This window comes from Syntrophaceticus schinkii (genome assembly GCF_000946815.1).
Classification (GTDB): domain Bacteria; phylum Bacillota; class DSM-12270; order Thermacetogeniales; family Thermacetogeniaceae; genus Syntrophaceticus; species Syntrophaceticus schinkii.
Window position 1 is genome coordinate 1 of the sequence record NZ_CDRZ01000266.1, and the last position, 22914, is coordinate 22914.

Sequence of the window (22914 nt, forward strand, 5' to 3'; positions counted from 1 at the left end):
GTGTTGATCGGTTTATGGGATGGTAGTGCTTAAGTGGGGATGTTATCAGGGGAAGAGCCGTACACCCTTTAAACAGCGTTGATCCCCTGGTCAAGGTAATGGACACCCTTCTATCTCCTGAGGGCTGTCCCTGGGACCGCCAGCAGACACACCAGACACTGAAAAAATACCTGATCGAAGAAACATATGAGGTGCTAGATGCCATAGATGAAGGGGATATGTATAAACTATGTGAAGAATTGGGAGACTTATTATTACAAATCGTCTTTCATACAGCACTGGCGGAGCGAGCCGGCAAGTTCACTATGACAGAGGTGGTCTCCGGTATCACGAAAAAGATGATTAACCGCCATCCCCATGTTTTCGGGGAAGTCACTGTGGAGAATGCTGCGGAAGTTTTGGAAAACTGGGAAGCTATCAAACAAAAGGAAGGTCAGGAAGGAGAACTCAAATCCTTGCTCGCAGGAGTTCCCAGGTATCTGCCGGCACTGCAGAGGGCACAGAAGGTTCAGTCAAAAGCAGCCATAATAGGATTCGACTGGCCGGAAGCGGCAGGGGCAGCTCTCAAGGTGGAGGAGGAATGGGAAGAAGTCAAATCAGCATGGGAAAAGGGGGATCAGGAGGAACTGCAGCGGGAACTGGGGGATTTTTTCTTTGCCGCTGTAAACACATGCCGCTTGCTGAAGTTCGATGCCGAAGAGACCCTGCGAGCGGCGGCAGATAAATTTACGAAAAGGTTTTGTTTTAATGGAGAGAAAAGCACAACAGCTGGGTTTAAAGTTGGCGGAGATGTCGCTTTCTCAGCTGGATAATCTCTGGGAGGAGGCCAAATCCCTGGAAATAGAAGGCCAATAAAAAAAAAATTTTGATAAAAAGCATTGAAGAAGCAGGACTTTCAAGGATTCTGGCGAATTAGGTAGCCGAACCAGAAATTACATGTAAGGAGTGATCTTTTTTGAACAAGGCGGAACTGATCGGCAGTGTCGCAGAAAAGGCGGGTATGCCAAAGAAGGATGCAGAAAAGGCTGTAAGCGCAGTTTTTGCGGCTATTGAGGAAGCGCTTGCCAATGGTGACAAAGTGCAGTTGGTTGGCTTCGGTACATTTGAGGTAAGGGAAAGAGCTGCCCGTACCGGCCGCAATCCCCAGACCGGAGAAGAAATACAGATAGCAGCTACCCGGGTACCGGCTTTCCGTGCCGGCAAGGCACTCAAAGGTGCGGTTAGCTGACCATCTTTTTCTTCCTGTTGTAAAAAGGAAAGAGCGACAGCCTGTGGAGCGCTCACGGCTGCAATGATACAGGCTTAATTTATTTTGGTCCACAGCAGCACCTCCCTGTCAGCCTTCCCTGATGCTGTTCATCAGCACCCGGGCACCAGAGATTCCATTTGGATGATCAGTTCGGGTAAATGGAAAGGAGAAGAGGAAGTGCGACTCGACAAGTTTTTACAGGTAAGTCGTCTTATAAAAAGGCGTGCCAGTGCAAAGGAAGCATGTCTGGCCGGGCGTGTCCAGCTCAACGGAAGGATAGCAAAGCCAGGCAGTGAGGTTAAAGAGGGCGATAGGATTCACCTGACCTGGGGGAGAAGGGTAACTCAGGTAGAAGTGCTGCTGGTTCCTGAACGAAATATTCCCGCAGCCCAGGCAACAACCCTTTATCAAGTTCTGGAGGAAAGTACTGGTTCGTCTCGATAAGTGATTGCCGATCCTTTAGCCTATTTGCTGGCTTATACTGGCCTATAAAAGTATACTAGAATTCCCTCCCGTTCATACTAAGACCACATATGAAATAGGGAGGGAATTTCTATGAGACGAATACCCCTTTTATGTATCCTGGGACTGGCAGCTGCTTTTATGTTTTTAGCAGTGCCTGTTGGGTGCAGGGGACCGGCAGAAAAACCGCTGCCTAAAAGTGATTACAAATACCGGGAACCGGAAATAACACTCTACGATAATGACACCGGCCAAAAAAAGAGGATCAAGTTTGAGCAGTACATTGCCGGGGTAGTGGCCGCAGAGATGGAGCCATCCTGGCCGATAGAGGCTTTAGCTGCCCAGTCTATACTGGCACGCACCTTTACCCTTCACAAGATCAAGTATGAGAAGGGAGTGCCTAAACATGGGGCAGACGCCTCCACCAGCACAGAGGAATTCCAGGCCTATGATCCGTCACGCATCACACCCGCGGTGCGAGAGGCGGTCAAAAAGACCCGGGGTAAGGTGATCAAGTACCAGGGAAGGTATATCCGGGCGTGGTTTCATTCCAATGCTGGGGGAAAAACCGCAACAGCGTTAGAAGGCCTGGCTTTTAAAAAGGAAAAGACACCCTACATCCAGAGTGTATCGGATCCCGGTCAAAAAGTGGCCAAACCCGAAGACAAGACCTGGAAGGCATCTTTTACTCCAGAGGAGGTGCGGGCTGCTGTGCTACAGCAATCGGGTAAGGATCCAGGAGCAATCGCCAGTGCCGCTATTGTCAAAAAGGGGCCCTCAGGGCGGGCAGAGACAGTGCGCCTGGGGAACGTAAAAATCAGTGGACCCGCCCTGCGTTTGGGCCTTGGCCCCGAACGGATGCGTTCCACCCTTCTGGACAGCTTCGAGGTAAAGGGCGGCATGCTGCATATGTCTGGGCGCGGTTACGGCCACGGGGTAGGCATGAGCCAGTGGGGAGCCCACTACATGGCCAAACAAGGCAAATCCCACACAGATATTATTCACCACTACTTTAGAGATGTCACCATTGACAAAATCTGGCGCTGATGGTACCGGGGCCAGGCTTGCTTTATTGCTTTATTGTAGGTCGGTCGAGAGACAATCACGGATGCTTCTTGCAGTGCATTTGCGGGCAACAGGAATCCCTCTTCCGACCTCTGGCTTCCGACATCTGCTATTGCCAAACTCGCTTTATTGCTTAAAGATAGTTGGAGGACCTTCTGTTTCCCACACCTCATCACAGGCTGGATCAAGAGGACGCTTCCCGCGTCTCATCTCTCGGGATCTGAGACGCGGGGACGCTTTTCGCAGTCCATTTACCTCCGGCTTCTGACATGGATCATGCATCTCTTGCAGAAATGCACCAGGAACCGTCCCCCTTGCATCTTCCACCTCTCATTAGGCAGGGATTTAGCATTGCCATGCCGAAAAAGAAAGTCGAATAATAGTTGGGGGAAGGCAGGGGAGAAATTTGGATTTCGGAGATATGGAAGAGACCAGGGAATGGAAGGCAGTGAACATTCTGCGTCCTGAGTCCCAAACGGAGCCACCGCGTAAAAAACCTCGTCGTGGTATGGGATGTGGGTGCGGGTGTGGGTGTGCAGTTGTCATCTTGATTATCCTTATACTTGCTGCTGTAATAGCTCTTGGTTATTTAGGGCTTCTCACCCATGACCTGGTTCCTGAAGATAAGGATTCCGAAAAAACAGTACCTGTACTTCTCCTGGGGGTTGATCGGGAAACAAGAGAGGGACCGGGGAGGTCGGATACTATTATTCTTGCCTTCCTGGACACCAAGGATAAAAAGGTCAGTCTGTTATCTATACCAAGGGATACCTATACAGATGTGCCGGTTCATGGCAAGAAGGACAAGATCAATGCCGCCTATGCCTACGGTGGGCCAGAGGCAGCCATGGAGGCTGTGGGTCTCTTGCTGGACAGAGAGATCAAATACTATCTGGCCACTGACTTCCAGGGCTTTGTCAAGATCGTTGATACCCTGGGGGGCATTACCGTGCCGGTGGATGAGGAAGTCAGCAAAGGGATCAAGGTTCCTCCCGGTACACAGCGCCTGAAGGGAGAAAAGGCATTGGAGTTTGTCCGCTACAGGGGCTATCCGATGGCAGATATCGAGCGCATCAAACACCAGCAGATCTTTTTGATGGCTGTGGCAGATGAGGCCATGCGCCTGCGCAACATTTGGAAACTGCCTTTACTGGTCGGGGAACTTAGTAGTGCAGTGGATACCAACCTGAGCACAGCCCAGTTGATCGAACTGGGAGGAGTCTTCAAATCTGTGGACAGTTCCCAGATGGAATCTTACATCCTGCCAGGCAGACCCCAGTACATCAACGGGGTAAGCTATTGGATACCGCACACCGCCCAGATCGAGCCTCTGGTGAAGGCACTATATGAAGGAACACCTCCCCCAGCTCAATGACCAGCCGCGGGGACGGTCACTTTGGCTGGTCCAGTCCCCGCGTCACGCTTTACACTGGTCATAAAAAGGGTATAAAATATAATGAGCATGCATAAAAGTTTAGGGGAGGTTGGAGAAATGAAGGAACAGAAGCATGTAAAGACTGTGGTTAAAGGGACTTTAAGAAAGCCGCGGTTGGAAAAGGGCTGTGGGGAATGCCAGGTATCCTGCCAGTCTGCCTGTAAAACATCCTGTACTGTGGGGAATCAGGCTTGCGGCCTCAACGAGAAATAGACGATCTCAGGTCCCGGGTCCACCTTTTCGAGGCTGATGGCCTTTTTTTGGCCTTTGATGTGAACAGCGGTTCTCTTTATAACCTGGATGAGGTGGCCTGGCAGTTGGTGATGAACTACCTGGAATGTGGTGACTGGGAAGATGCCCGCTTATATGCAACCCGGATGTTCGATGGGAAGGAAGTTGACGGGGCATTTTCAGAACTAAAAGATTTGTCTGCAACAGGGCTTTTCTTTTCACAGGGTGAGGAGTGGCCTCATTATGTGCCTGGGAAGGAACTGGGGCTCAAGGCTCTCTGTTTGAATATCGCCCATGAATGCAACCTGTCTTGCAGATATTGCTTTGTGCCGGAAAGTGTTCGCCACCAGGAAAAAATCATGTCCAGGGAAACCATCATGGCTGCCCTGGATTTACTCCTTCAAGAAACACCATATCAGTTCCTTACTGTGGATTTTTTCGGGGGAGAACCCCTGCTGAATTTCGAGGGGATTAGGTTTGCAGTGGAGTATGCCCTGCGGCACGGGGCGCAGAAAAAATGGAAGTTTACTGTAACTACAAATACCCTGTTGCTAGGAGAAAAGGAGCTTGCTTTTTTCAAAGAGTATGATTTTAGTTTTGTGTTGAGCTGTGATGGAAGGCCGAGTGTGCATGACGCCTACCGGGTGACTACCCGCGGAGGGGGTACCTCTGGGATCGTTGCCAGGCGCATCCGGGAGTTTTTAAAGGCCGGAGCAGCTCCCGAGTATTATGTCAGGGGTACTTATACCAGGAACAACCTGGACTTCACCAAAGACGTTCTCTATCTGGCTGACCTGGGAGCGGAAAGCGTTTCCCTGGAGCCGGTTGTCGCTCCCGATAACGCCTCTTATGCCCTGCGGGAGGAGGACCTGCCGGAACTGCAGGCCGAATACTACCGGCTGGCACGGACTCTGCGGGAGCAGGAACGCCAGGGGCGTGCTGTTTCCTTTTACCATTATGCTCTTGATCTCTCAGGGGGCCCTTGTGTTGCCAAGCGCCTGACAGGGTGTGGTGCCGGCTACCAGTACCTGGCGGTCACACCGGCCGGGGAGATTTACCCCTGCCACCAGCTTGTGGGCCACCAGGAATACCTGATGGGTGATGTCTTCAGGGGAATAACCGCACCGCAGCTCCGTGAAAAATTACAGGAAGCACATATCTTTAGAAAGAAAGAGTGTTCTTCCTGCTGGGCACGCTTTCTATGTGGTGGAGGGTGTCACTCCCAGGCAGTCTTAAATGGGGGCGACCTCTTGCATCCTGCTCCAATTGCCTGTGCCATCATGCGGGCACGCCTGCAAGGGGCACTGTATTATTTAGCTATAAAGGAAAATATTGAAGAGGAAAAAAGCACCTGTTAGGTGCTTTTTGCATAAGATATATTCAACTTCTTGTCAACATTTTTACTCTCATAGATAAAGAAGGATTTTTTGAGTGAAAGAAGGATTTTTCATGTGAGTGTAGAATCACTAATTTGTTTCGGATAAAAGAGTCACGCCGTGCACTAAAAAATGGTAAATGGGCGGACAGCGCCTATTCAAGGGATCGCAGTACACAGTGTTAAGGCGTAAATTCAGCTCACAGTTAGGAGAGGAAATGTGGAAGCGCAAGATAAAGAACACTCTTTTTTATTTTCTTCCGGGTGCCAACTTTTCACTAAAGGAAAGTGTGCTATAAAATCCTGGACACAGCGACAGTACCAATCATTCTTACCATCCCTCCGTAAATTACCCCATCATACGGCAGTATGGTGTGAAGAACGACTGATCTGGATGAAAGAGGATCTGTTGCATGCCAGGACCGCTCTCTGCGGTCTGGCCAGGGATCTGCGTACAGGTAAAAGGGGCTTTAACCGCAACTTTTGGAAAAGCCCTTATTTTTGTACTACGGTTGTTACCCTGTTTGTTCTGATCGGGGTGAATGTCTACCTGAGTCAAAACCAGGCGGCTTGTGTCGCTTATTATAATGGGGAGAGAATTGGTATTGTAGAAACCCAGCAAGAGGGAGAGATGGTGATGTCCGGCTTAGAGCAGGAGCTGGAACAGTTCATCGGGCAGGATGTTTTTCTCCCTGGTACCCTGCATTATAAGACCTGTATGGTGCCCAGAAGCAGCATGAAGCCTGCTATCTACTATGAGTCTGCTCTGAAAGAACTGCCCTGGTTGGTCAAGGGTGTGGATATGTGTATTGACGGCAAGCCGGTGATGGCTTTAGCTTCCCGAGCAGAGGGGGAGCAACTCCTCCAGTCTTATCAGAAGGCGATGCTGCCTGAGGACAGCCAGGAGAAAATTGAGAAGGTGGATTTTCAAGAGGAGGTTTCCTTTCAGAATCGGCAGGTTGCAGTAAGGGATATCATACCTGTTGATGAGGCTCTCCAATTATTGCTGGGTGGGCAGTCCCAGGATAAAACTTATATTGTCCAAGAGGGAGATAATCTGTGGGGAATCGCACGCCGAAACGATATGCGCGTAGATGACCTTTACCAGGCCAACCCACAACTATCAGAGGATCTGAAGCCTGGTCAGGAGTTGAAGCTCGTCTCTGTTGAACCCCTGCTTAATATCACTGTCACAAGCACCCTGGCCACAAGCGAGGTTATTCCTTTTGAGGTCGAAACGAAGTTGGATTCAAACCTCAATCGGGGCAAGACAAAAGTTGTTAAAGACGGGGAAAATGGTGAGGCACAGGTGGTTTATCGTCTGGTGCGGCAGAATCAGCGGGTAGTAGAACGCAGTGAAGTTGAGCGCCAGGTGGTAAAGACACCGGAGGCCAAGGTTGTAGCAAAGGGCACTAAAACCGTAGTTACCGTAGCCAGCAGGGGATCAGGAGGTAGTGGAACACTGCGTTGGCCTGTGGGTGGCACGATCACTTCCAGGTATGGACCCCGTGGTGGCGAATTTCATTCGGGGCTTGACATCGGTGCGGGTTACGGTGCAGGAGTGGTTGCCGTTGCCGAAGGGCGTGTTGTGTCAGCCGGGTGGCAGGGAAACTACGGGAAGTGTGTGCTGATCGATCATGGCAGTGGATTGGTTACTCGCTACGCCCACCTTTCTCAGATCAATGTAAGTTCCGGGCAGAGTGTAGGGAGCGGGCAGTTAATCGGTCGTGTCGGAACAACCGGGAGAGCCTCAGGCCCCCATCTCCATTTTGAGGTGATCGTCAACGGGTCCACAAGGAATCCGCTGAACTACCTGCGTTAGAAGTACAACAAGTACACGAAAAGCCTATAATACCCACCACAGATATGAGAGTGTGGTGGGTTATTTATTTCTAGATGGCAGGTTCCATTTTGTGTGTTATAATCTTTTGGGAGGCGAAAGCTGTGGCTGGATTTTTTCGAAAACAAAATGCCTTTGCTCGGGTGGCACTTTATGTCCTGGTAGGGATGATCGCTCTCGGCCTGTTGGGAACTTCACTTGCCTGGTATGTGGGCTCCGGAGCTGAGCAGCTAAAGCCCGATTCTTCCTCTTCCGGGGAAGAGACAAATGGGATAAATGCAACAGAAATAGAAAATCAGGAGGCCTTACGAAAGCAGTTTGAGGGCCTGCTGGCTGGCAAACCTGATGACCTGGCTGTTCTGACCGGATATGCGCGGGTGGAAATGAAGTTAGGGGAGCTTTATCTACAAGAAAATAAAGGTGACCAGGCACAGGAAGCCTTTCAGCGGGCAGCGGAACTGTACCGGAAAGCGCTGGAACAGCAGGATGATTTACAATTGCGCCTGGAGTTAGCCAGTGCCTATCAGGTGCTGCAGGATGATGATCAAGCACAGGGCGAACTGCAAAAGATCCTCCAAGAGGAGCCTGATAATTTATATGCCTGGGCTCAAATGGCGTCACTGCTGGAAAACAAAGAGGACTGGGATGGTGCTATCAAGGCTTGGGAGAGTGTTTCATCTTCTCCACAAGCAGACCAGATGACCAAGGAGTTTGCCAAGTCTCATATCGAGGAACTAGAAAAACAGAAGTCGGAGTGAAAAGCGGAAGCCGGAAAAGCAGAAGTGATGCCGGAAGTCAGAAGTCTAAAAAGCGGAAGTCAGATGCCGGAAGTCAGAATTCGAAGTGAAAAAAGCGGAAGCCGGAAAAATAGAAGTCGGAGACCGGAAGTTGGAAGTCTGAGTGACACGGCCAACTAGAAAAACAGAAGTCGGATGCCTGAAAAGCGGAAGTCGGAAGCCTGGGTGACCAGGCAATTACTGTTGATCAGCGGACGGCTCTTTCGTCTCACATCTCCCTTGTGAGACGAAAGAGCCGTCTTCGTGTCTACTTTGCCCTGAATACCTGAAAAGCGGAAGTCAGAGACCGGAAGTCGGAAGTCTGAGTGAAAAACGGAAGTCAGAGACCGGAAGTCAGAAGTCTGGGTGACACAGGTAATTACTGTTGATCAGCAGACGGTTCTTTCGTCTCACATCTCCCGGTGAGACGCGAGTGAGACGCGAGAACCGTCCCCGCGTCTCGCCCGCGTCTCCTCCCACCACAAGCGGACCAGATGACCATGAACGTGCACCGGGGACAGTTCCCCTTGCACGCGCCGGCAACAGTCCCCCGTGTCTCACTGCGTCTCAGAAATGCACCAGGAACCGTCCCCCCTGCATGCATCTCCCGGTGAGACGCGAGTGAGACGCGAGAACCGTCCCCGCGTCCCCCCCCGCCCGCGTCTCACACCGCGTCTCCGCGTCTCACACCAATCACCAAATTTTACTTACCTATGGGCTGTTTTCTTCAGGTATAATGGGTTCAGAGAGGATGAACCGGAGGATGGAGCGCCTGATAGCTGTTGTAATTATTATTTGTCTGTTTGCGATGCTGATCCCGCCGGAACCGATTTTTGTTATCGGTTCCGGAGTTCTGCGGTCTGCTTACCAGGTGCTCTTTTTCTGGGAGACCCGTAACTGGGGTACAATAGAGGGGGATCACTTTGTTATAAAATACCAGGATGGTGACGAAAGGAACGCCGCATTAGCTATGCAGGAAATGGAGTGCTGTTATAGTTCCCTGGGGGAATACTATGGCTATTTCCCGGAGAAGAAGGTTCCAGTAGCCATATACGGGGATAGGGCTTCTTTGAATAGGGTATTCGGTTGGGGAAGTGATATGGGGGCCATGGGTGTTTACTGGGCCGGGGTGATCAGGCTGCTTTCACCTGATGACTGGCTAGGTGAGCTGGATGGTGCTGCAAAAGAGGATGCCTTCCGCCAGCAGGGACCCATTGCTCATGAGTATATCCACCTACTGGTGGACTATAAAACCCGGGGAAATTACCCGCGCTGGCTCACCGAAGGGCTGGCGCAGTATGGAGAAAAACAGCTTGTCAATGTTGTGGCCAAGGAGGCTGTCCAGGCGGAGCAGCCTGCATTACTAGAAGCATCTCTTACAGATTTGGACAAGAAGTTTGATGACCCACAGTGGCAGGACTGCTGCTATGCGGTGTCAGAAGACTTGGTGTCATTTTTAATCCGCAACTATGGCGCCGACTGTGTCCCCCTTTTGCTGGAGGAATTGGGCAGGGGGGAGACAGTGGACAGAGCCTTCAATAAGACGCTGGGGATTGGCATCCAGAATTTTCTAAAGGAATATCAGGGCAGAGTATAAAATAACCACTTATTGCTGTAAAATATCTATAAAGGAAAGAGAGGAATATCCATCTCTTAAGAGAATACAGATACGGAAAAGAGATCTATACACAATGAGTATTGAAATTACCAATTAATCATCACACAAGAGTTCATTAATTATATGGGGGAAATGTTCATGAAGCTAATTATTCAGGGTGGAACACCACTGCGCGGACGCGTCCGGGTAGCCGGGGCAAAAAACTCTTCTTTGGTTCTGATAGCTGCCAGTGCAATCAGCGGGGAAGAGGTTTATCTGGATAATGTTCCGAGGATTGCTGATGTCAAAACACAGATGGAGATCGTGCGTGCTCTAGGTGGTCAAGTTTCCTGGGAAGGCAGTAATACCCTGCACCTGAAATGGCACGGGAGTTTGAATTCGGATATTCCTTATAATATGGCCAAAAAAATTCGGGCATCCAACCTCTTTTTAGGTGCCATGGCTGCTAGAAAAGGCAGTATTAAAATACCCTTGCCCGGTGGCTGTAATATCGGGTCACGCCCTATGGACCTGCACCTGAAGGGCCTAAGTATGCTGGGCTTCGATGTCTCATTGGAACATGGGTATATTGAGGCGCGTCCCGGGAAGCTGAAGGGCTGCAGCATCTACCTGGACTTTCCCAGTGTAGGCGCCACGGAAAACATTATGATGGCTGCCGCCGGGGCACCGGGCACCACAGTGATCGAGAATGCTGCCAAAGAGCCGGAAATAGTCGACCTGGCAAACTTTTTGAATGCCATGGGAGGCAGGGTGCGGGGAGCGGGTACTGATCTGATCATCATAGATGGGGTAACAAAGTTCAAAGGCACCAGGTTCAGTGTGATTCCTGATCGAGTTGAGGCCGGGACCTATATGATCGCTGCAGGTGTGACAGGTGGAGAGGTGACTGTAGAGAATGTCATCGTCAAGCATCTGCAGCCTGTCATAGCCAAACTGCAGGATGTAGGACTCACTGTGGAGCCCAATGAGGACAAGATTTATGTGAAAAGGACAGGGGAGATTGTTGCCACTGATATCAAAACACTGCCCTATCCGGGATTTCCCACGGATTTGCAGTCACCGATGATGGTACTGCTGGCTTTAGCTAAAGGAACCAGCCTGATTGTGGAAAATGTCTTTGAAAACCGCTTCCAGGTTGCTGATGAATTGAAGCGCATGGGAGCAAAGATACAGGTCAAGGGGCATACAGCTGTTATCGAAGGGGGTAAAGAGCTTTCCGGTGCCCAGGTTAAGGCACCTGATCTGCGTGCAGGGGTTTCCCTGCTCCTGGCCGGCCTTGCTGCACAGGGTGAAACTGAAATCTGCAGTGCTGAACTGATCACCCGCGGATATGAAAGAGTTGTAGGCAAATTCAGCTCACTTGGAGCAAATATAAGGGGTTTAACTGAAGAGGGTGATGGTGTAGAACTGCGCACTGCTCTGGCAGCACCGGAAAATGAAAATAACACGGCCGGTCAGACCGGCTTCTAAAAAGAACACATAAACCGGAGCGGTTCCTCTGCAGCGGCAACAGCAAGGATGACAATCCTTAGGATTTACTGTTATTGTAACTATGTCTGACCTCCGACATCTGTTTTCAGGGTAGACGTTTCAGGGTAGACGCCAATGCCGCTTCATGGCAACCAGCAGAGGATAAAAACAGTGCCATGATCGGTAATGTAGCGGTACCAGAGCGAAGCAGTTCTTGGATACCTCCGACTTCCGGCATCAGACCTCTGTTTTCAGGGGAGACACCCATGCCGCTTTATGTAATATCATAAGAGAGTGTTAAAGGTGACAGAGGGGTGACATAGAACCGTCCCCTAAAGGTGGAAAGGATGTACGCAAAAGGATGACGGAAACAACTGTTATTTCTAGAATAATCGGAATGGCCAGGAGCCGCCTCTTTTGTATGATAACTGTGACCGCCGTTCTTCTGTGGGGGGGTTTGCGTTTTCTGCCTCTCCTGTCACAGGATCGCTGTATACTTTCTGGGATTTTGAGTGTCTGTTGTGCCCAGGGAATGAAGCCCTTTACCTATAAGACAGGGAGCGGGATCGCCTGGCGCAGCTTTTTTCAGTGTGGAGGGATGCCCAGCTCACATTCTGCTGTTGCAGCTGCCCTGGCCACTGCCCTCGGCCTGGATTATGGATGGAGCTCTCCGGTTTTTCAGATCAGCGCTGTACTGGGAAGCATTGTTATTTACGATGCCTTCACCTTAAGGAGAATGGTGGGGGAGCACTCCCGCATCCTCAGGGAACTGGTGCGGGATAGGGCGCAGCAGATCCCACACCTGGGAGAAAAGATGGGACATACTCCCCTGGAGGCGTCAATCGGTGTTCTTTGCGGAGTTCTCTGCGCCCTGCTGGTCGTCCGCATCTAACCTGAAGTGGAGGCCGGAAACCGGAAGTCGGATGTCTGAGGGACATGGGAACTACAGCGGTTCAGCGGACAATCTTGCAGCATACCCTTTTGACGATAAATAATCTTTTTGCTGTTCCAGCCACTAACGACCAATGACTAACCTGAAAAGCAGAAGCCTGAGACCAGAAGTTGGAGGTATGAGGAACACGGGAACTACTGCGGATCAGCGGACAGTTCTTGCGGCCCACTATTTAGACGACACAATTTTTTTTCTAACGACTAACGACTAACGACTAACGACTAACGACTAACGACTAACGACTAACGACTAACGACTAACGACTAACCACTAACCACTAACCACTAACCACCAACCACCAACCACCAACCACCAAAAAGGAGGGGATCCAAGTGATTACAACCAGAGAACTAAAGTTCCCCCTGCCGGGGTTAGACCTTGTATTAGAGGTTGTCGCCAATGTTGAGGACCTGGTAACTGACCCGGAGGATGATGATCAGATTCCGTATTGGGCAGAACTCTGGCCGGCTGCTCGGGGTTTGGCGCAGCACATCTGGGAAAAGATCGATTTCCGGGGGGAAACAGTTTTAGAACTGGGTGCCGGTCTGGGTCTTCCAGGGCTGGTGGCTGCCCTTAAGGGTGGACTCGTCACCTTTTCCGATTACAAGGATGAATCCCTGGAGATTATCGCCAGGAATGCTGCTCTCAACGGTATTAGAGGGGCTGCATACCTGCTGGCGGATTGGCGATATTTTGAAGTTGAACAGAAGTTTGACTGGATCATCGGCTCTGATGTGCTCTATAACCCAAGTCTAAACCCTTATGTTGCCGGGATCCTGGAGCGCAACCTGGCACCAGGAGGAAACCTGCTTTTTGCCCATCCCTCCCGCCCTGTTACCAAAGAATTTCTGGATGGTCTGATCGAATCTTTGGGTTTGCAGGAAGAAAAGTCAGTACTGTTAGTTTCTGTGCAGGAGCCCGGTGTTCCTGAATTCTATCTTGGAATCGATATCCACCACCAAAAACAGGTTGCTGAATAACTTCTTCTCTCAAGGATGCTTGCACAGAAGACAGCCTCCAGATGCAAAGGGGATAATTCCCCATCTCACTAATATTTTCCGCACCAGGAAGGAAAATGTAGTACAGGTGTCGAATAAACCAACCCTAGTATTAGCGTTATTTTCTGGAGCATTCGTTCTAAAGAGGAGGGGGCCATTTTGCTCTTGACGAAGATTTGCACCGGAATCAGTGGCTTTGATGACCTGTTTGATGGGGGGATCATCGCTGGAAATACAGTACTTGTGGAAGGTATACCAGGTGCGGGAAAAACAACCCTCGGTGTGGAATTTATCTATCGCGGGATCAGGGATTTCGGGGATCCCGGGCTTGTTTTGACCTTTGAGCAGTTTCCGGAATCTCTCTATCGGGATGCCCGCAGTTTGGGATGGGACCTGGAAGCCTTAGAGAAAGAGAACAAATTGCGTGTCATCTGTACATCCCCGGATGTGGTCCTCAGACCGGATACAAGTTTTTTAGAGGAAGCTGCTCGTTCTATAGGAGCAAAACGCGTACTTGTAGACAGCGTTTCTCATTTTCGACAGGTTGTCCATCATTCTCTTAAACTCAGGCAGGCTGTTTACTCTTTTTGTAATGGACTGCGCCGCCTGGGTTTAACTTCTTTTCTGATCAAGGAGTTGGAGGGGGACACTGAGGATTACCATTCTTTTGAAGAGTTCTTGGTTGATGTAGTGGTGCGGCTCCATTACGAGGCAAGGGAGGGCCTTTCACGCCAGCGCACTGTTGAGGTGGTTAAAAGCCGTGGACAACCTCATCTTTCCGGCAGGCACAGTTTTCAAATTAAAGAGGGAGGCACCAGGGTTTTCCCCCTGCGTCCCATACTCGCCGACACTCCAAAAGATTCGCCTTCCCGGCAGCAGGTGCCTACAGGTATCGGTGGGCTTGATGACATTTTAGGGGGAGGCCTGCCACCCGGCATATCAATCCTTGTGGCCGGTGAGACAGGCACAGGCAAATCTGTCCTGGGGCTTGAGTATCTGGTTAAGGGGGCTCTCCTTTACCAGGAAAAAGGGCTCTTTATGTCTCTGGAAGAGCCGTCTGAGAGAATTTTCTTTCAGTCAGCGGCCTTCTCCTGGGATCTGGATGCCTTAGTTCGGGAAGGGAAGATTCATGTCGTTTTCAGACCCTTTGTTGATGTCTATTTTGATGAGCTGATCATTAATCTCGCATCTTATATTCGGAAACACAAGATCAGGCGCCTGGTCCTGGACTCTTTACCTGTCGTGATTGGGCCTATACAGGATGTTTCTGTTCTGCGGGAAAAACTTTATTATATGACTACCAACCTGAATAACCTGGGCTGTACCTCACTTTTTCTCTATCCTCTGGGGAGACCTGGCAGTGATATGCAGTTTGCTGTGGCGCAGTCCCTGGTGCAGGGGAGCATTTTACTCAAATACGCCTGGTTTCAGAACAGGAGGATGCGCCAGCTGGAGCTCTATAAACTGCGTGGTGTCAGTCATGTTACAGGAAACCATATCATGGAGATCACAGGAAATGGCATTCAGGTGTTTCCCAGGCAAGGGGGGTTAAGGACATGAAAGAGCGGGGCTTTTTCGGTGTTGATGGCTTAGATCGCGCCATTCCCCAGGGAATGGAGTATGGTTCTCAGATCCTTGTTCATGGTGATACAGGTGTGGGGAAAACAGTATTAGCCGGGGAATTTTTGAAAGAGGGGCTTGTTTGTGGAGATACCTGTATCTATGTGGCCTGTGATGAACCACCTGCGGTGATGCGCGACCATTTGAGGGAATTTAAAGTAGGGGTCAGAGCCTATGAAGAGGCAGGGCGCTTGCTTCTTGTAGATGCCTATGAAGAAGAGGAGAGCCGTGAGCGCCACTTTATTGCCAACCAGTACAGCTTGGAGAAATACGCTGTTCTGGAAAGCAATCTTTTAGCGCGCTTTGCCGACCGGAGGGTGCGCCTGGTTGTGGACAGCCTGAGTACCCTCTTGATCCCCTTTGTCCAGGAGGAGATCCTGGAGTTTCACCGCAGCAGGCTGAAGTCCCTGCGCAAAAAGGGGATTCTGGCTATGGATGTTTTCGTAGATGGGGTTTTAGACCGACGGGTCATGACGGTCATCGGTCATTTTTATAGTGTCAATGTGCGCATGAAGTTCGGTGGTCCAAAGGTAAGACCTGAAAGGCTGATCCAGGTGGGAAAGGTCAAGAGCGGGAAGTTCGATGCTGTTCCCCGCCGGTTTGGGATCAGCCCGGTTTTTGGGATTATCTTTGCCCCGGATGTGGAGGTATAAATGATGAATTCTGAAGATGTTTACCTGAAAATCATCAACTCCATTTACTTGACCCTGAGCAGAGCTACGGGTACCATGCCGTTTGGAGGAAGGCATTACCTGGAGGAGATTACCCGTGGTGTCGGGGAGCAGATCCTTAAGGATTATGGGGAAGAGTGTAAGCTGGAGAGCACAAGGCCCAGCGATATCTGTAAGGCTTATTTTAATGCTCTTGGGTATTTGGTGTTTCTGGAAGAGGGGGCTTTCCAGCTGGAGGACGAAGGCAACAGCGTCCTGGTAACCATGAGCCAGGAACACTGTATTTACCAGAGTTATTGCAGGCGAGCACAAGAAGAGGGGTTATTGTTTTACTGCCCGCGCCTGGGTGCCTTGCAGTCTGCATTAAAGAACGCATTGGGTCTGGAATATTCCACAGCAGTGGAGTTTGAACCGGCATCCGGTGTTTGCCATGGCAAGGTTTTTCCGGTGAAGCGTCGACTGCGGACAGAGATGATGCACTTTGTGGATGATACCCTGGATATCGCCGGCGAAAGGGCTGTCCTTTTTACAAAAGATGTCTATCTTTCCTTTCTGGTTGCTGTTAATGAATACGCTCCTTTTATTCTCCAAAAAGTGCTTTTTGATACCGGGTACAGGTCATTTCTGAATATTGCCAGGGAGGCTGCAGATTGCTATAAGATACCTGAGGATTCTTTACAGGTTTGTTTTGAGGAGATGAAAAACTGTGGTATAGGAAGGATAGAGCTCGTTTCATTGGACGCTTCTGCGGGACATGCTGTTCTTAGATGCTACCAGTCCTTTGAAGTGGCTGTAGTAGAGGGTATGGAGCTTTATCGCACACCTCGAGTCACCTGTGACCTCCTCAGGGGACAGCTTTCCGCCTGTCTAACGGTAATCCTGGGGTATCCCATCATCTGTGAGGAGATGCAGTGTGCTGCTTTGAGTGGAGAATACTGTGAGTTTCATGCATATCCTGAGGAGGAGAACGAGGGAGAATGATGCACGAGGGGAGGGGACGGCCGGAAAACAATCAGAATGGTGGAATCCTGGGGGATACCATACAGGGAAGTGTGGTGCGCATCAATATTCTTGCCTTTTTCCAGGCCAACCCCCATACAATCGATACCGCGGCGGGGTTAGCCAGGCGTCTGCACCATGCCCCCGAGGAAATAGAACTGGCTCTTGATCCCCTGGTCAGGATAGGAATCATTCAGCAGAAGAAATTCAAAAGTGTGCAGCTTTACCAGTTGAGAAATGGTGAGTTGATTGCTTCGTTTTTTAAAACCCAAAGGGGTGACACATTCCTTGAATAACAGTACAGATCTCATTCTGTACCAGGCTCTAGAGGCAATTCCCCTGGGAATAGCGGTATTTGACGGGGCTGGAAAAATTGTCGCTGTAAACTCTAACCTTTCAGAGGTATTTGGTGTTGCCTCCCATGAGGTTCGCGGCTATAATCTGGAAAGGCTGCTCCGAGAAAAGGGGCTTCCACCGGATCATCCTCTTTTCCAGACACACGCAGGCAAGGAATACACTGGGCCTGCTGCCCCGCTCACCGGCTGTCATCCTTCCTATGCTAGCACTCATTATTTTAAGGGGGATGGGGGGGAAAGCCAGGGGGGTGTTTTTGTTCTCTGGAATGCCAGATGCCAGCAGGAACTGGAGCAGGCGGTGTTCAAGGCTGAGCGGTTAGCCATTATGGGGCAGCTTGCTGCCATTGCCCTGCATGAGGTTCGCAATCCCTTGAGCGCCATCAAGGGCTTCCTCCAGCTCTTGAGAAGAGAACTGGAGGATGCTCGGCAGCTGGAATATGTGGAGGTTATGCTGGAGGCGCTGGACAGGGTCAACAACCTGATCACCAATTACCTCCGGCTGGCTAAACCCGGCACTCCTGAGCGTCAGCCCTGTGACCTGGAGAAGCTGATTCATGAACTTATTATACTCTATAAATCTGAGCTAAAAAACAAAGGGATTGGTTTTCTTTTTTCATGTCATTCAGAGCTTCCACCTGTCCGTCTCGACCGCGAACAATTTCACCAGGTTCTCGTCAATCTCCTCAAAAATGCTGTGGAAGTAACATCTGCGGGAGGAGAGATCCGTATAGGTATTGAATACCTGAAAGAAAAGGATATGGCCTTGCTTTTTGTCCGGGATACCGGAATTGGCATCTCTGAAGAGGCCCTCCCGCGGATCTTCGACCCCTTCTTTACCACAAGGGAGAAGGGGACCGGGTTGGGTCTTTATGTCTGCCGTGAGATTGTGATGAATCACGGGGGGGAGATCCAGATCGCCAACAATCCGGATAAGGGATGTACGGTGACGATTACCGTTCCCTGTAGTTGACGGAGGTGACGGAGGGACGGGGGGCGTGTCATGATCTTTTCCGTCTCCCCGCTCGTGACGCGGGACGGTTCTTTTGTATTTCAGTCACTGTTCCCTGCCAATAATGGAAGTCTGAGGCCGGAAGTCAGATGTCGGAAAAACAAAAGCCCGGAAGCAGGATGTCAAGTGAGACGCGAGAGACGCGGAGACGGTTCTCGCGTCTCAGCGGAAGAGGTGAGACGAAAGAGTTGTTTGGCGATCCGCGGTAGTTCCCATGTCTCTCAGACTTCCGACTTCCGGTCTTGGGCTTTCCGTTTTTCGGGTGCTCATTTTTGTATCAACTATCAACAAAGCCCGAATAATAGTGCTATAATACCAGATAATAGAAGCAAAGAGCTTGTACGCGTGCAAGGGGGACAGTCCCCGGTGCACGCAAAAGTGGATCAGAGAACAAACCCTGTGATCCAAGCCTGAATAATAGTACTGTAATACCAGATAATAGAAGTAAAAAAACTTGTATAATAGAGGCAAAGAACTTACAAAGAGGAGAATGAGATGTTGCTCGAACGCTTAAAGGCTGAAATCTATCAGGACTTGCAGAATGCTGCGATGCGGGCCCAGGAGGAAGGGAAGCTGGTATTTGAGGAGCTCCCCCTCTTCACACTGGAGAAGCCGCGGGAGAAGGAGCATGGGGATCTGGCCGCAAACATTGCCCTGGTCCTTGCCCGCCCGGCAAAAACCGCGCCCAGGAAGATCGCCCAAATTATTCTTGACTATTTTCCTGCCGGAAGCAACCGTGTGCTAAAGGTTGAAATAGCGGGGCCTGGCTTTATCAATCTTTTTCTGGATCCATCCTGGGTTTATGCCGTTCTTCCGGAAGTGGAGGAGATGGATGACCACTATGGATGCTCTTCCATGGAAAACCCCGAAAAGGTACAGGTGGAGTTTGTGAGCGCCAACCCCACCGGGCTGCTGCATATGGGGAATGCGCGGGGCGCGGCTTTAGGGGATACCCTGGCCAATGTATTGGCTGCCGCGGGTTATGAAGTGACCAGGGAGTTTTATGTCAATGATGCCGGGAGTCAGATAGAGACATTCGGCCGCACACTGGAAGCCCGTTATCTGCAGCTGCTCGGTCAAGATGTCCCCTTCCCTGAGGATGGGTATCCAGGGGATGATCTAATTGACAGCATGCGCAAACTGATCGCTAAAGTAGGGGATAAGTACCTGCAGGTTGCTCCGCGGCTGAGACGTGAGATTCTCGTCAAATATGCCCTCCAGGAGAAGTTGGAGCAGATGAAGGGTGATCTTGCTGACTTTGGGGTGCATTATGATATCTGGTTTTCAGAGCAGACCCTGCACGATTCGGGAGCCATTGAGACGGTTTTAAAGGATCTACAGCAGAAGGGGTATCTTTATGAAAAGGATGAGGCCATCTGGTTTCGTTCCACCCTTTTTGGGGATCAGAAAGATGAGGTGCTGGTGCGCAGCAGTGGGGTCCCCACCTATTTCGCCGCAGATATCGCTTACCATAAAAATAAGTTCCTGCGGGGATTCGACCGGGTGATCAATATTTGGGGGGCTGACCACCACGGCCATGTCCCGCGCATGAAGGGTGCAGTTGAAGCTCTAGGCTACGACCCCGACCGCCTCCAGGTGATCATCATGCAGCTGGTGCGGTTGTTCAGGGGAGGGGAGCCTGTGAGGATGTCCAAGCGTTCCGGTGAGTATGTCACCTTAAGGGAGCTCATGGATGAGGTGGGCTCAGATGCGGCGCGCTACTTCTTCGTAAACCGCAGTTTTGACAGTCACCTGGATTTCGACCTGGATCTAGCCATAAAGCAGTCCAGCGATAACCCCGTATACTATGTCCAGTATGCCCATGCTCGCATCTGCAGCATCCTGCGCCAGGCGGGGGATCTTCTCCCGGCACAGGAGGTCGACTGCGGTTTGCTTCAGGACCCTGCAGAGATCGCCCTCCTGGAGGGGATTGCTGAGCTGCCTGGGGAGATCAAATACGCCGCAGCCAGTCTGGAGCCGCACCGATTGACGCACTATGCCTATAACCTGGCCAACCTTTTTCACGGATTTTATACAACCTGCCATGTTCTTAATGCAGAGCCTGGTTTGCGTGAGGCGCGGCTGGCACTGGTTAACACCTGCCGCATTACCCTGCGCAACACCTTAAAAATTATCGGGGTTTCAGCCCCGGAAAGGATGTGATATTTTGTTTATTTGCTGGCTGGGACATGCCTGTTTTTACTGCCAGGGGGAAGGGGTATCCCTGCTTACGGATCCCTTTGATGAAGAGGTGGGCTACCCTCTGCCGAAAAAAGAGGTGGATGTTGTTACGGTCAGCCATGACCACTACGATCACAATGCTGTCAGCTTTCTGCCGGGAGAGCCTGTGGTGATCAAAGAAGCAGGGAAACACCCCTTCCGGTCACTGGAGTTCAATGGCATTTCGGTTTTTCACGATGAAGTGAAGGGTGCCAGGAGGGGCAAGAACATCATCTTTACCTGGGAGATGGATGGGGTGCGCCTCTGTCATCTTGGGGATTTGGGGCATCTGCTGGATGAAGCGGCTCTTCACAGTATAGGGAGGGTAGATATCCTCATGGTTCCGGTGGGTGGTGTTTACACCGTCGATGCCAGGGGTGCGCGGGAGGTGGTTGCCCAACTCCGACCCCGCCTGGTGATTCCTATGCACTACCGGACACCGCATCTTTCTTTTGATTTGGAGCCACTGGAGAACTTCACCCACCACTTTGAGAGGGTGCGGCAGGGGAAATCATGGCAGGGAACTGCTGAGGACCTCCCGGATGAACAAGAGGTCCTTGTTCTCGACTACCAATAGAGAACGGGTAAACAAAGCTTCTTTATAAGGGGAAGCCTGTTCATCTAACAACTGGTTGTGATCGGCAACACTATAGCAGATCCCGGATGTAGGGGAGCAATATCCAATTTGTTGTCGGAAGAGTTTATTGTCCTGTGCCATGACCATCAACAAATACCAGGAGAGGTGAGAACGCATCGTGACAGCAGGCAAATCCCTGTCCCCTTGTCTTGATGTCCGCCCCCTTGTCTGCCTTGGTGACGCGACCCCCGTCCCCTTTGTTACTTCTTTGTTACTTGACAATCTCCCTGGGACAAGTTTAAAATTGGCTTTGTATGAAACGAAACAAGAATCTTCACAGAAGGGAAGAGGGAGAGGGTTTGACGAAATATATATTTGTGACAGGTGGAGTTGTATCATCCCTGGGCAAAGGGATCACTGCGGCCTCTCTGGGCCGCCTGTTGAAGAGCCGGGGTTTTTCAGTGATTATTCAAAAGTTTGATCCATATATCAACATCGACCCGGGAACCATGAGCCCGTACCAGCATGGGGAGGTTTTCGTTACAGATGATGGGGCAGAGACCGACCTGGATCTGGGGCACTATGAGCGCTTTCTTGACCAGAGTTTATCCCAGGGGAGCAATGTCACTGCCGGCCGCATCTATAATTCGGTAATCCATAAAGAGCGCCGCGGGGAATACCACGGGGGCACTGTCCAGGTAATCCCCCATATTACCAATGAGATCAAAGATTATATCCAGCGGGTAGCAGATGAGGAAAACACCGATATAGTAATCACGGAGATCGGAGGCACAGTAGGGGATATTGAGTCTCTCCCCTTTCTGGAGGCCATCCGTCAGTTCAAAACCGACATCGGGAGAGAACATGTTCTCTATCTTCATGTGACACTGGTTCCCTATCTGAGGGCTGCCCAGGAATTGAAAACCAAGCCGACCCAGCACAGTGTGAAGGAACTGCGCTCCATCGGGATTCAGCCTGATATCATCGTCTGCCGCAGTGAAGAACCGCTGACCCGGGAGTTGAAGGACAAGATCGCCCTCTTCTGCGATATTGACAAAGATGCAGTGATTGAAGTGATGGATGCCCAGTCCATCTACCAGGTTCCCCTGATGCTGGAAGAGCAGGGGATGGCTGAGATCGTCAGCACTCATCTGAATCTTCCTCAGCGAGAGCCATATTTAGAGGAATGGAAGAGGGCTGTCAGAACCTATTTTAACCCCAAGAAAAGCATCCGGGTGGCAGTGGTGGGGAAGTATGTGGAGCTCAAAGATGCCTATCTGAGCGTTGCAGAAGCCCTCTGTCATGGGGGGCTTGCCCATGAAACCAGTGTGCAGATCAGCTGGGTTGATGCGGAAGGCCTGGAAGAGGAAAACCCAGATGATGTTTTCCAGGGAGTGCAGGGGATCCTTGTGCCAGGAGGCTTTGGCAGCCGCGGAATTGCCGGGAAGATCAAGGCTGCTGGATATGCCAGAGAGAAGCGGATTCCATTTTTGGGTATTTGTCTGGGGATGCAGTGTGCTGTAATCGAGTTTGCGCGGTCGGTTTGTGGGCTAAAAGATGCCAACAGCACGGAGTTTGATCCACAGACACCAGATGCGATCGTTTCCTTTCTTCCCGGACAGGAAAACCAGGATTGTCTGGGTGGGACCATGCGGCTCGGCAAATATCCATGTAAACTGGTTCCGGACAGCAAGGCATATGCTGCTTATGGAAAAGAGATGGTAGAGGAGCGCCACAGGCACCGCTATGAAATTAACAACACTTATCGGGAATTGATTGCTGAAAAAGGGATGAGGATTACCGGCACATCTCCTGATGGACGACTGGTAGAGATAGTTGAACTGCCCGAACACCCCTGGTTTGTTGCCTGTCAGTTTCATCCGGAATTTAAATCACGCCTCAACAGACCACACCCTCTTTTTCGGGATTTTATTCGCAGCAGCACTGCAGCAGATTTGAGAAGTGATTGGAGGAAAAAGCGTTTTGTATAA

At 50.7% G+C, this 22914-nt stretch carries 21 protein-coding genes; all 21 read left to right on the top strand.

Annotated elements, in window-relative coordinates:
* Positions 1 to 86: 86 nt before the first annotated feature.
* The 21 genes from mazG to SSCH_RS12785 all read left to right on the top strand — a co-directional run bounded on the left by mazG (position 87) and on the right by SSCH_RS12785 (position 22914).
* Positions 87 to 812: a nucleoside triphosphate pyrophosphohydrolase gene (gene mazG / locus SSCH_RS12690; protein WP_332306940.1), complete on the top strand. Its 726-nt coding sequence runs from the start codon at positions 87 to 89 to the stop codon at positions 810 to 812.
* Positions 813 to 955: 143 nt separating this feature from the next.
* Positions 956 to 1228, top strand: coding sequence for an HU family DNA-binding protein (locus SSCH_RS12695; RefSeq protein ID WP_044665784.1), 273 nt, complete (start codon positions 956 to 958; stop codon positions 1226 to 1228).
* Between the two features lie 84 nt (positions 1229 to 1312).
* The gene (locus SSCH_RS12700; protein WP_232294467.1) at positions 1313 to 1693 is read left to right on the top strand and encodes an RNA-binding S4 domain-containing protein; all 381 of its coding nucleotides are present in this window, start codon (positions 1313 to 1315) and stop codon (positions 1691 to 1693) included.
* Positions 1694 to 1804: 111 nt separating this feature from the next.
* A complete protein-coding gene (locus SSCH_RS12705; protein WP_044665785.1) occupies positions 1805 to 2758 on the top strand; it encodes a SpoIID/LytB domain-containing protein in 954 nt (317 codons plus the stop codon).
* A 424-nt stretch (positions 2759 to 3182) separates the two neighbouring features.
* Positions 3183 to 4151, top strand: coding sequence for an LCP family protein (locus SSCH_RS12710; protein ID WP_052835637.1), 969 nt, complete (start codon positions 3183 to 3185; stop codon positions 4149 to 4151).
* Between the two features lie 117 nt (positions 4152 to 4268).
* Positions 4269 to 4424, top strand: a complete 156-nt coding sequence (gene scfA / locus SSCH_RS17745) for a six-cysteine ranthipeptide SCIFF (protein WP_084711172.1) — start codon at positions 4269 to 4271, stop codon at positions 4422 to 4424.
* Positions 4403 to 5800, top strand: coding sequence for a thioether cross-link-forming SCIFF peptide maturase (gene scfB / locus SSCH_RS12715; protein ID WP_052835638.1), 1398 nt, complete (start codon positions 4403 to 4405; stop codon positions 5798 to 5800). The genes scfA and scfB overlap by 22 nt, the downstream gene beginning before the upstream one ends.
* 411 nt (positions 5801 to 6211) lie before the next feature.
* Entirely contained in the window at positions 6212 to 7639 is a 1428-nt protein-coding gene (locus SSCH_RS12720; protein ID WP_156972280.1) for a M23 family metallopeptidase, read from the top strand.
* 122 nt (positions 7640 to 7761) lie between these two features.
* On the top strand, positions 7762 to 8415 hold the full coding sequence (locus SSCH_RS12725; RefSeq protein ID WP_198142461.1) for a tetratricopeptide repeat protein: 654 nt from the start codon (positions 7762 to 7764) through the stop codon (positions 8413 to 8415).
* A 781-nt stretch (positions 8416 to 9196) separates the two neighbouring features.
* Positions 9197 to 10030: a peptidase MA family metallohydrolase gene (locus SSCH_RS12730; RefSeq protein WP_052835640.1), complete on the top strand. Its 834-nt coding sequence runs from the start codon at positions 9197 to 9199 to the stop codon at positions 10028 to 10030.
* 159 nt (positions 10031 to 10189) lie between these two features.
* Positions 10190 to 11521: a UDP-N-acetylglucosamine 1-carboxyvinyltransferase gene (murA, locus tag SSCH_RS12735; protein WP_084711175.1), complete on the top strand. Its 1332-nt coding sequence runs from the start codon at positions 10190 to 10192 to the stop codon at positions 11519 to 11521.
* Positions 11522 to 11882: 361 nt separating this feature from the next.
* Complete coding sequence (locus SSCH_RS12740) at positions 11883 to 12413, top strand: divergent PAP2 family protein (RefSeq protein ID WP_052835641.1); 531 nt, start codon at positions 11883 to 11885, stop codon at positions 12411 to 12413.
* A gap of 392 nt (positions 12414 to 12805) precedes the next feature.
* The gene (locus SSCH_RS12745) at positions 12806 to 13453 is read left to right on the top strand and encodes a class I SAM-dependent methyltransferase (RefSeq protein ID WP_044665787.1); all 648 of its coding nucleotides are present in this window, start codon (positions 12806 to 12808) and stop codon (positions 13451 to 13453) included.
* Positions 13454 to 13630: 177 nt separating this feature from the next.
* Entirely contained in the window at positions 13631 to 15031 is a 1401-nt protein-coding gene (locus SSCH_RS12750) for an ATPase domain-containing protein (protein ID WP_232294468.1), read from the top strand.
* The gene (locus SSCH_RS12755) at positions 15028 to 15744 is read left to right on the top strand and encodes an RAD55 family ATPase (RefSeq protein WP_044665788.1); all 717 of its coding nucleotides are present in this window, start codon (positions 15028 to 15030) and stop codon (positions 15742 to 15744) included. The genes SSCH_RS12750 and SSCH_RS12755 overlap by 4 nt, the downstream gene beginning before the upstream one ends.
* On the top strand, positions 15745 to 16743 hold the full coding sequence (locus SSCH_RS12760; protein WP_044665789.1) for a hypothetical protein: 999 nt from the start codon (positions 15745 to 15747) through the stop codon (positions 16741 to 16743). It begins immediately after the preceding gene.
* Positions 16740 to 17057, top strand: coding sequence for a hypothetical protein (locus tag SSCH_RS12765; RefSeq protein WP_044665790.1), 318 nt, complete (start codon positions 16740 to 16742; stop codon positions 17055 to 17057). Before SSCH_RS12760 ends, SSCH_RS12765 begins: the two co-directional genes overlap by 4 nt.
* Positions 17050 to 18087 carry a two-component system sensor histidine kinase NtrB gene (locus SSCH_RS12770; protein WP_052835642.1) on the top strand — a complete coding sequence of 346 codons (1038 nt, stop codon included), beginning with the start codon at positions 17050 to 17052 and terminating at the stop codon, positions 18085 to 18087. The genes SSCH_RS12765 and SSCH_RS12770 overlap by 8 nt, the downstream gene beginning before the upstream one ends.
* A 534-nt stretch (positions 18088 to 18621) precedes the next feature.
* Complete coding sequence (gene argS / locus SSCH_RS12775; protein ID WP_044665791.1) at positions 18622 to 20289, top strand: arginine--tRNA ligase; 1668 nt, start codon at positions 18622 to 18624, stop codon at positions 20287 to 20289.
* 4 nt (positions 20290 to 20293) lie between these two features.
* Complete coding sequence (locus SSCH_RS12780) at positions 20294 to 20923, top strand: MBL fold metallo-hydrolase (protein WP_044665792.1); 630 nt, start codon at positions 20294 to 20296, stop codon at positions 20921 to 20923.
* A gap of 359 nt (positions 20924 to 21282) precedes the next feature.
* A complete protein-coding gene (locus tag SSCH_RS12785; protein WP_044665793.1) occupies positions 21283 to 22914 on the top strand; it encodes a CTP synthase in 1632 nt (543 codons plus the stop codon).

Excerpts from the sequence above, each read along its gene's own strand:
- SSCH_RS12705 (WP_044665785.1), top strand. The coding sequence starts at position 1,805 with ATGAGACGAATACCCCTTTTATGTATCCTGGGACTGGCAGCTGCTTTT.
- scfA (WP_084711172.1), top strand. The coding sequence starts at position 4,269 with ATGAAGGAACAGAAGCATGTAAAGACTGTGGTTAAAGGGACTTTAAGA.
- SSCH_RS12720 (WP_156972280.1), top strand. The coding sequence starts at position 6,212 with ATGAAAGAGGATCTGTTGCATGCCAGGACCGCTCTCTGCGGTCTGGCC.
- SSCH_RS12730 (WP_052835640.1), top strand. The coding sequence starts at position 9,197 with ATGGAGCGCCTGATAGCTGTTGTAATTATTATTTGTCTGTTTGCGATG.
- murA (WP_084711175.1), top strand. The coding sequence starts at position 10,190 with ATGAAGCTAATTATTCAGGGTGGAACACCACTGCGCGGACGCGTCCGG.
- SSCH_RS12740 (WP_052835641.1), top strand. The coding sequence starts at position 11,883 with ATGACGGAAACAACTGTTATTTCTAGAATAATCGGAATGGCCAGGAGC.
- SSCH_RS12755 (WP_044665788.1), top strand. The coding sequence starts at position 15,028 with ATGAAAGAGCGGGGCTTTTTCGGTGTTGATGGCTTAGATCGCGCCATT.
- SSCH_RS12760 (WP_044665789.1), top strand. The coding sequence starts at position 15,745 with ATGATGAATTCTGAAGATGTTTACCTGAAAATCATCAACTCCATTTAC.
- SSCH_RS12765 (WP_044665790.1), top strand. The coding sequence starts at position 16,740 with ATGATGCACGAGGGGAGGGGACGGCCGGAAAACAATCAGAATGGTGGA.
- argS (WP_044665791.1), top strand. The coding sequence starts at position 18,622 with ATGTTGCTCGAACGCTTAAAGGCTGAAATCTATCAGGACTTGCAGAAT.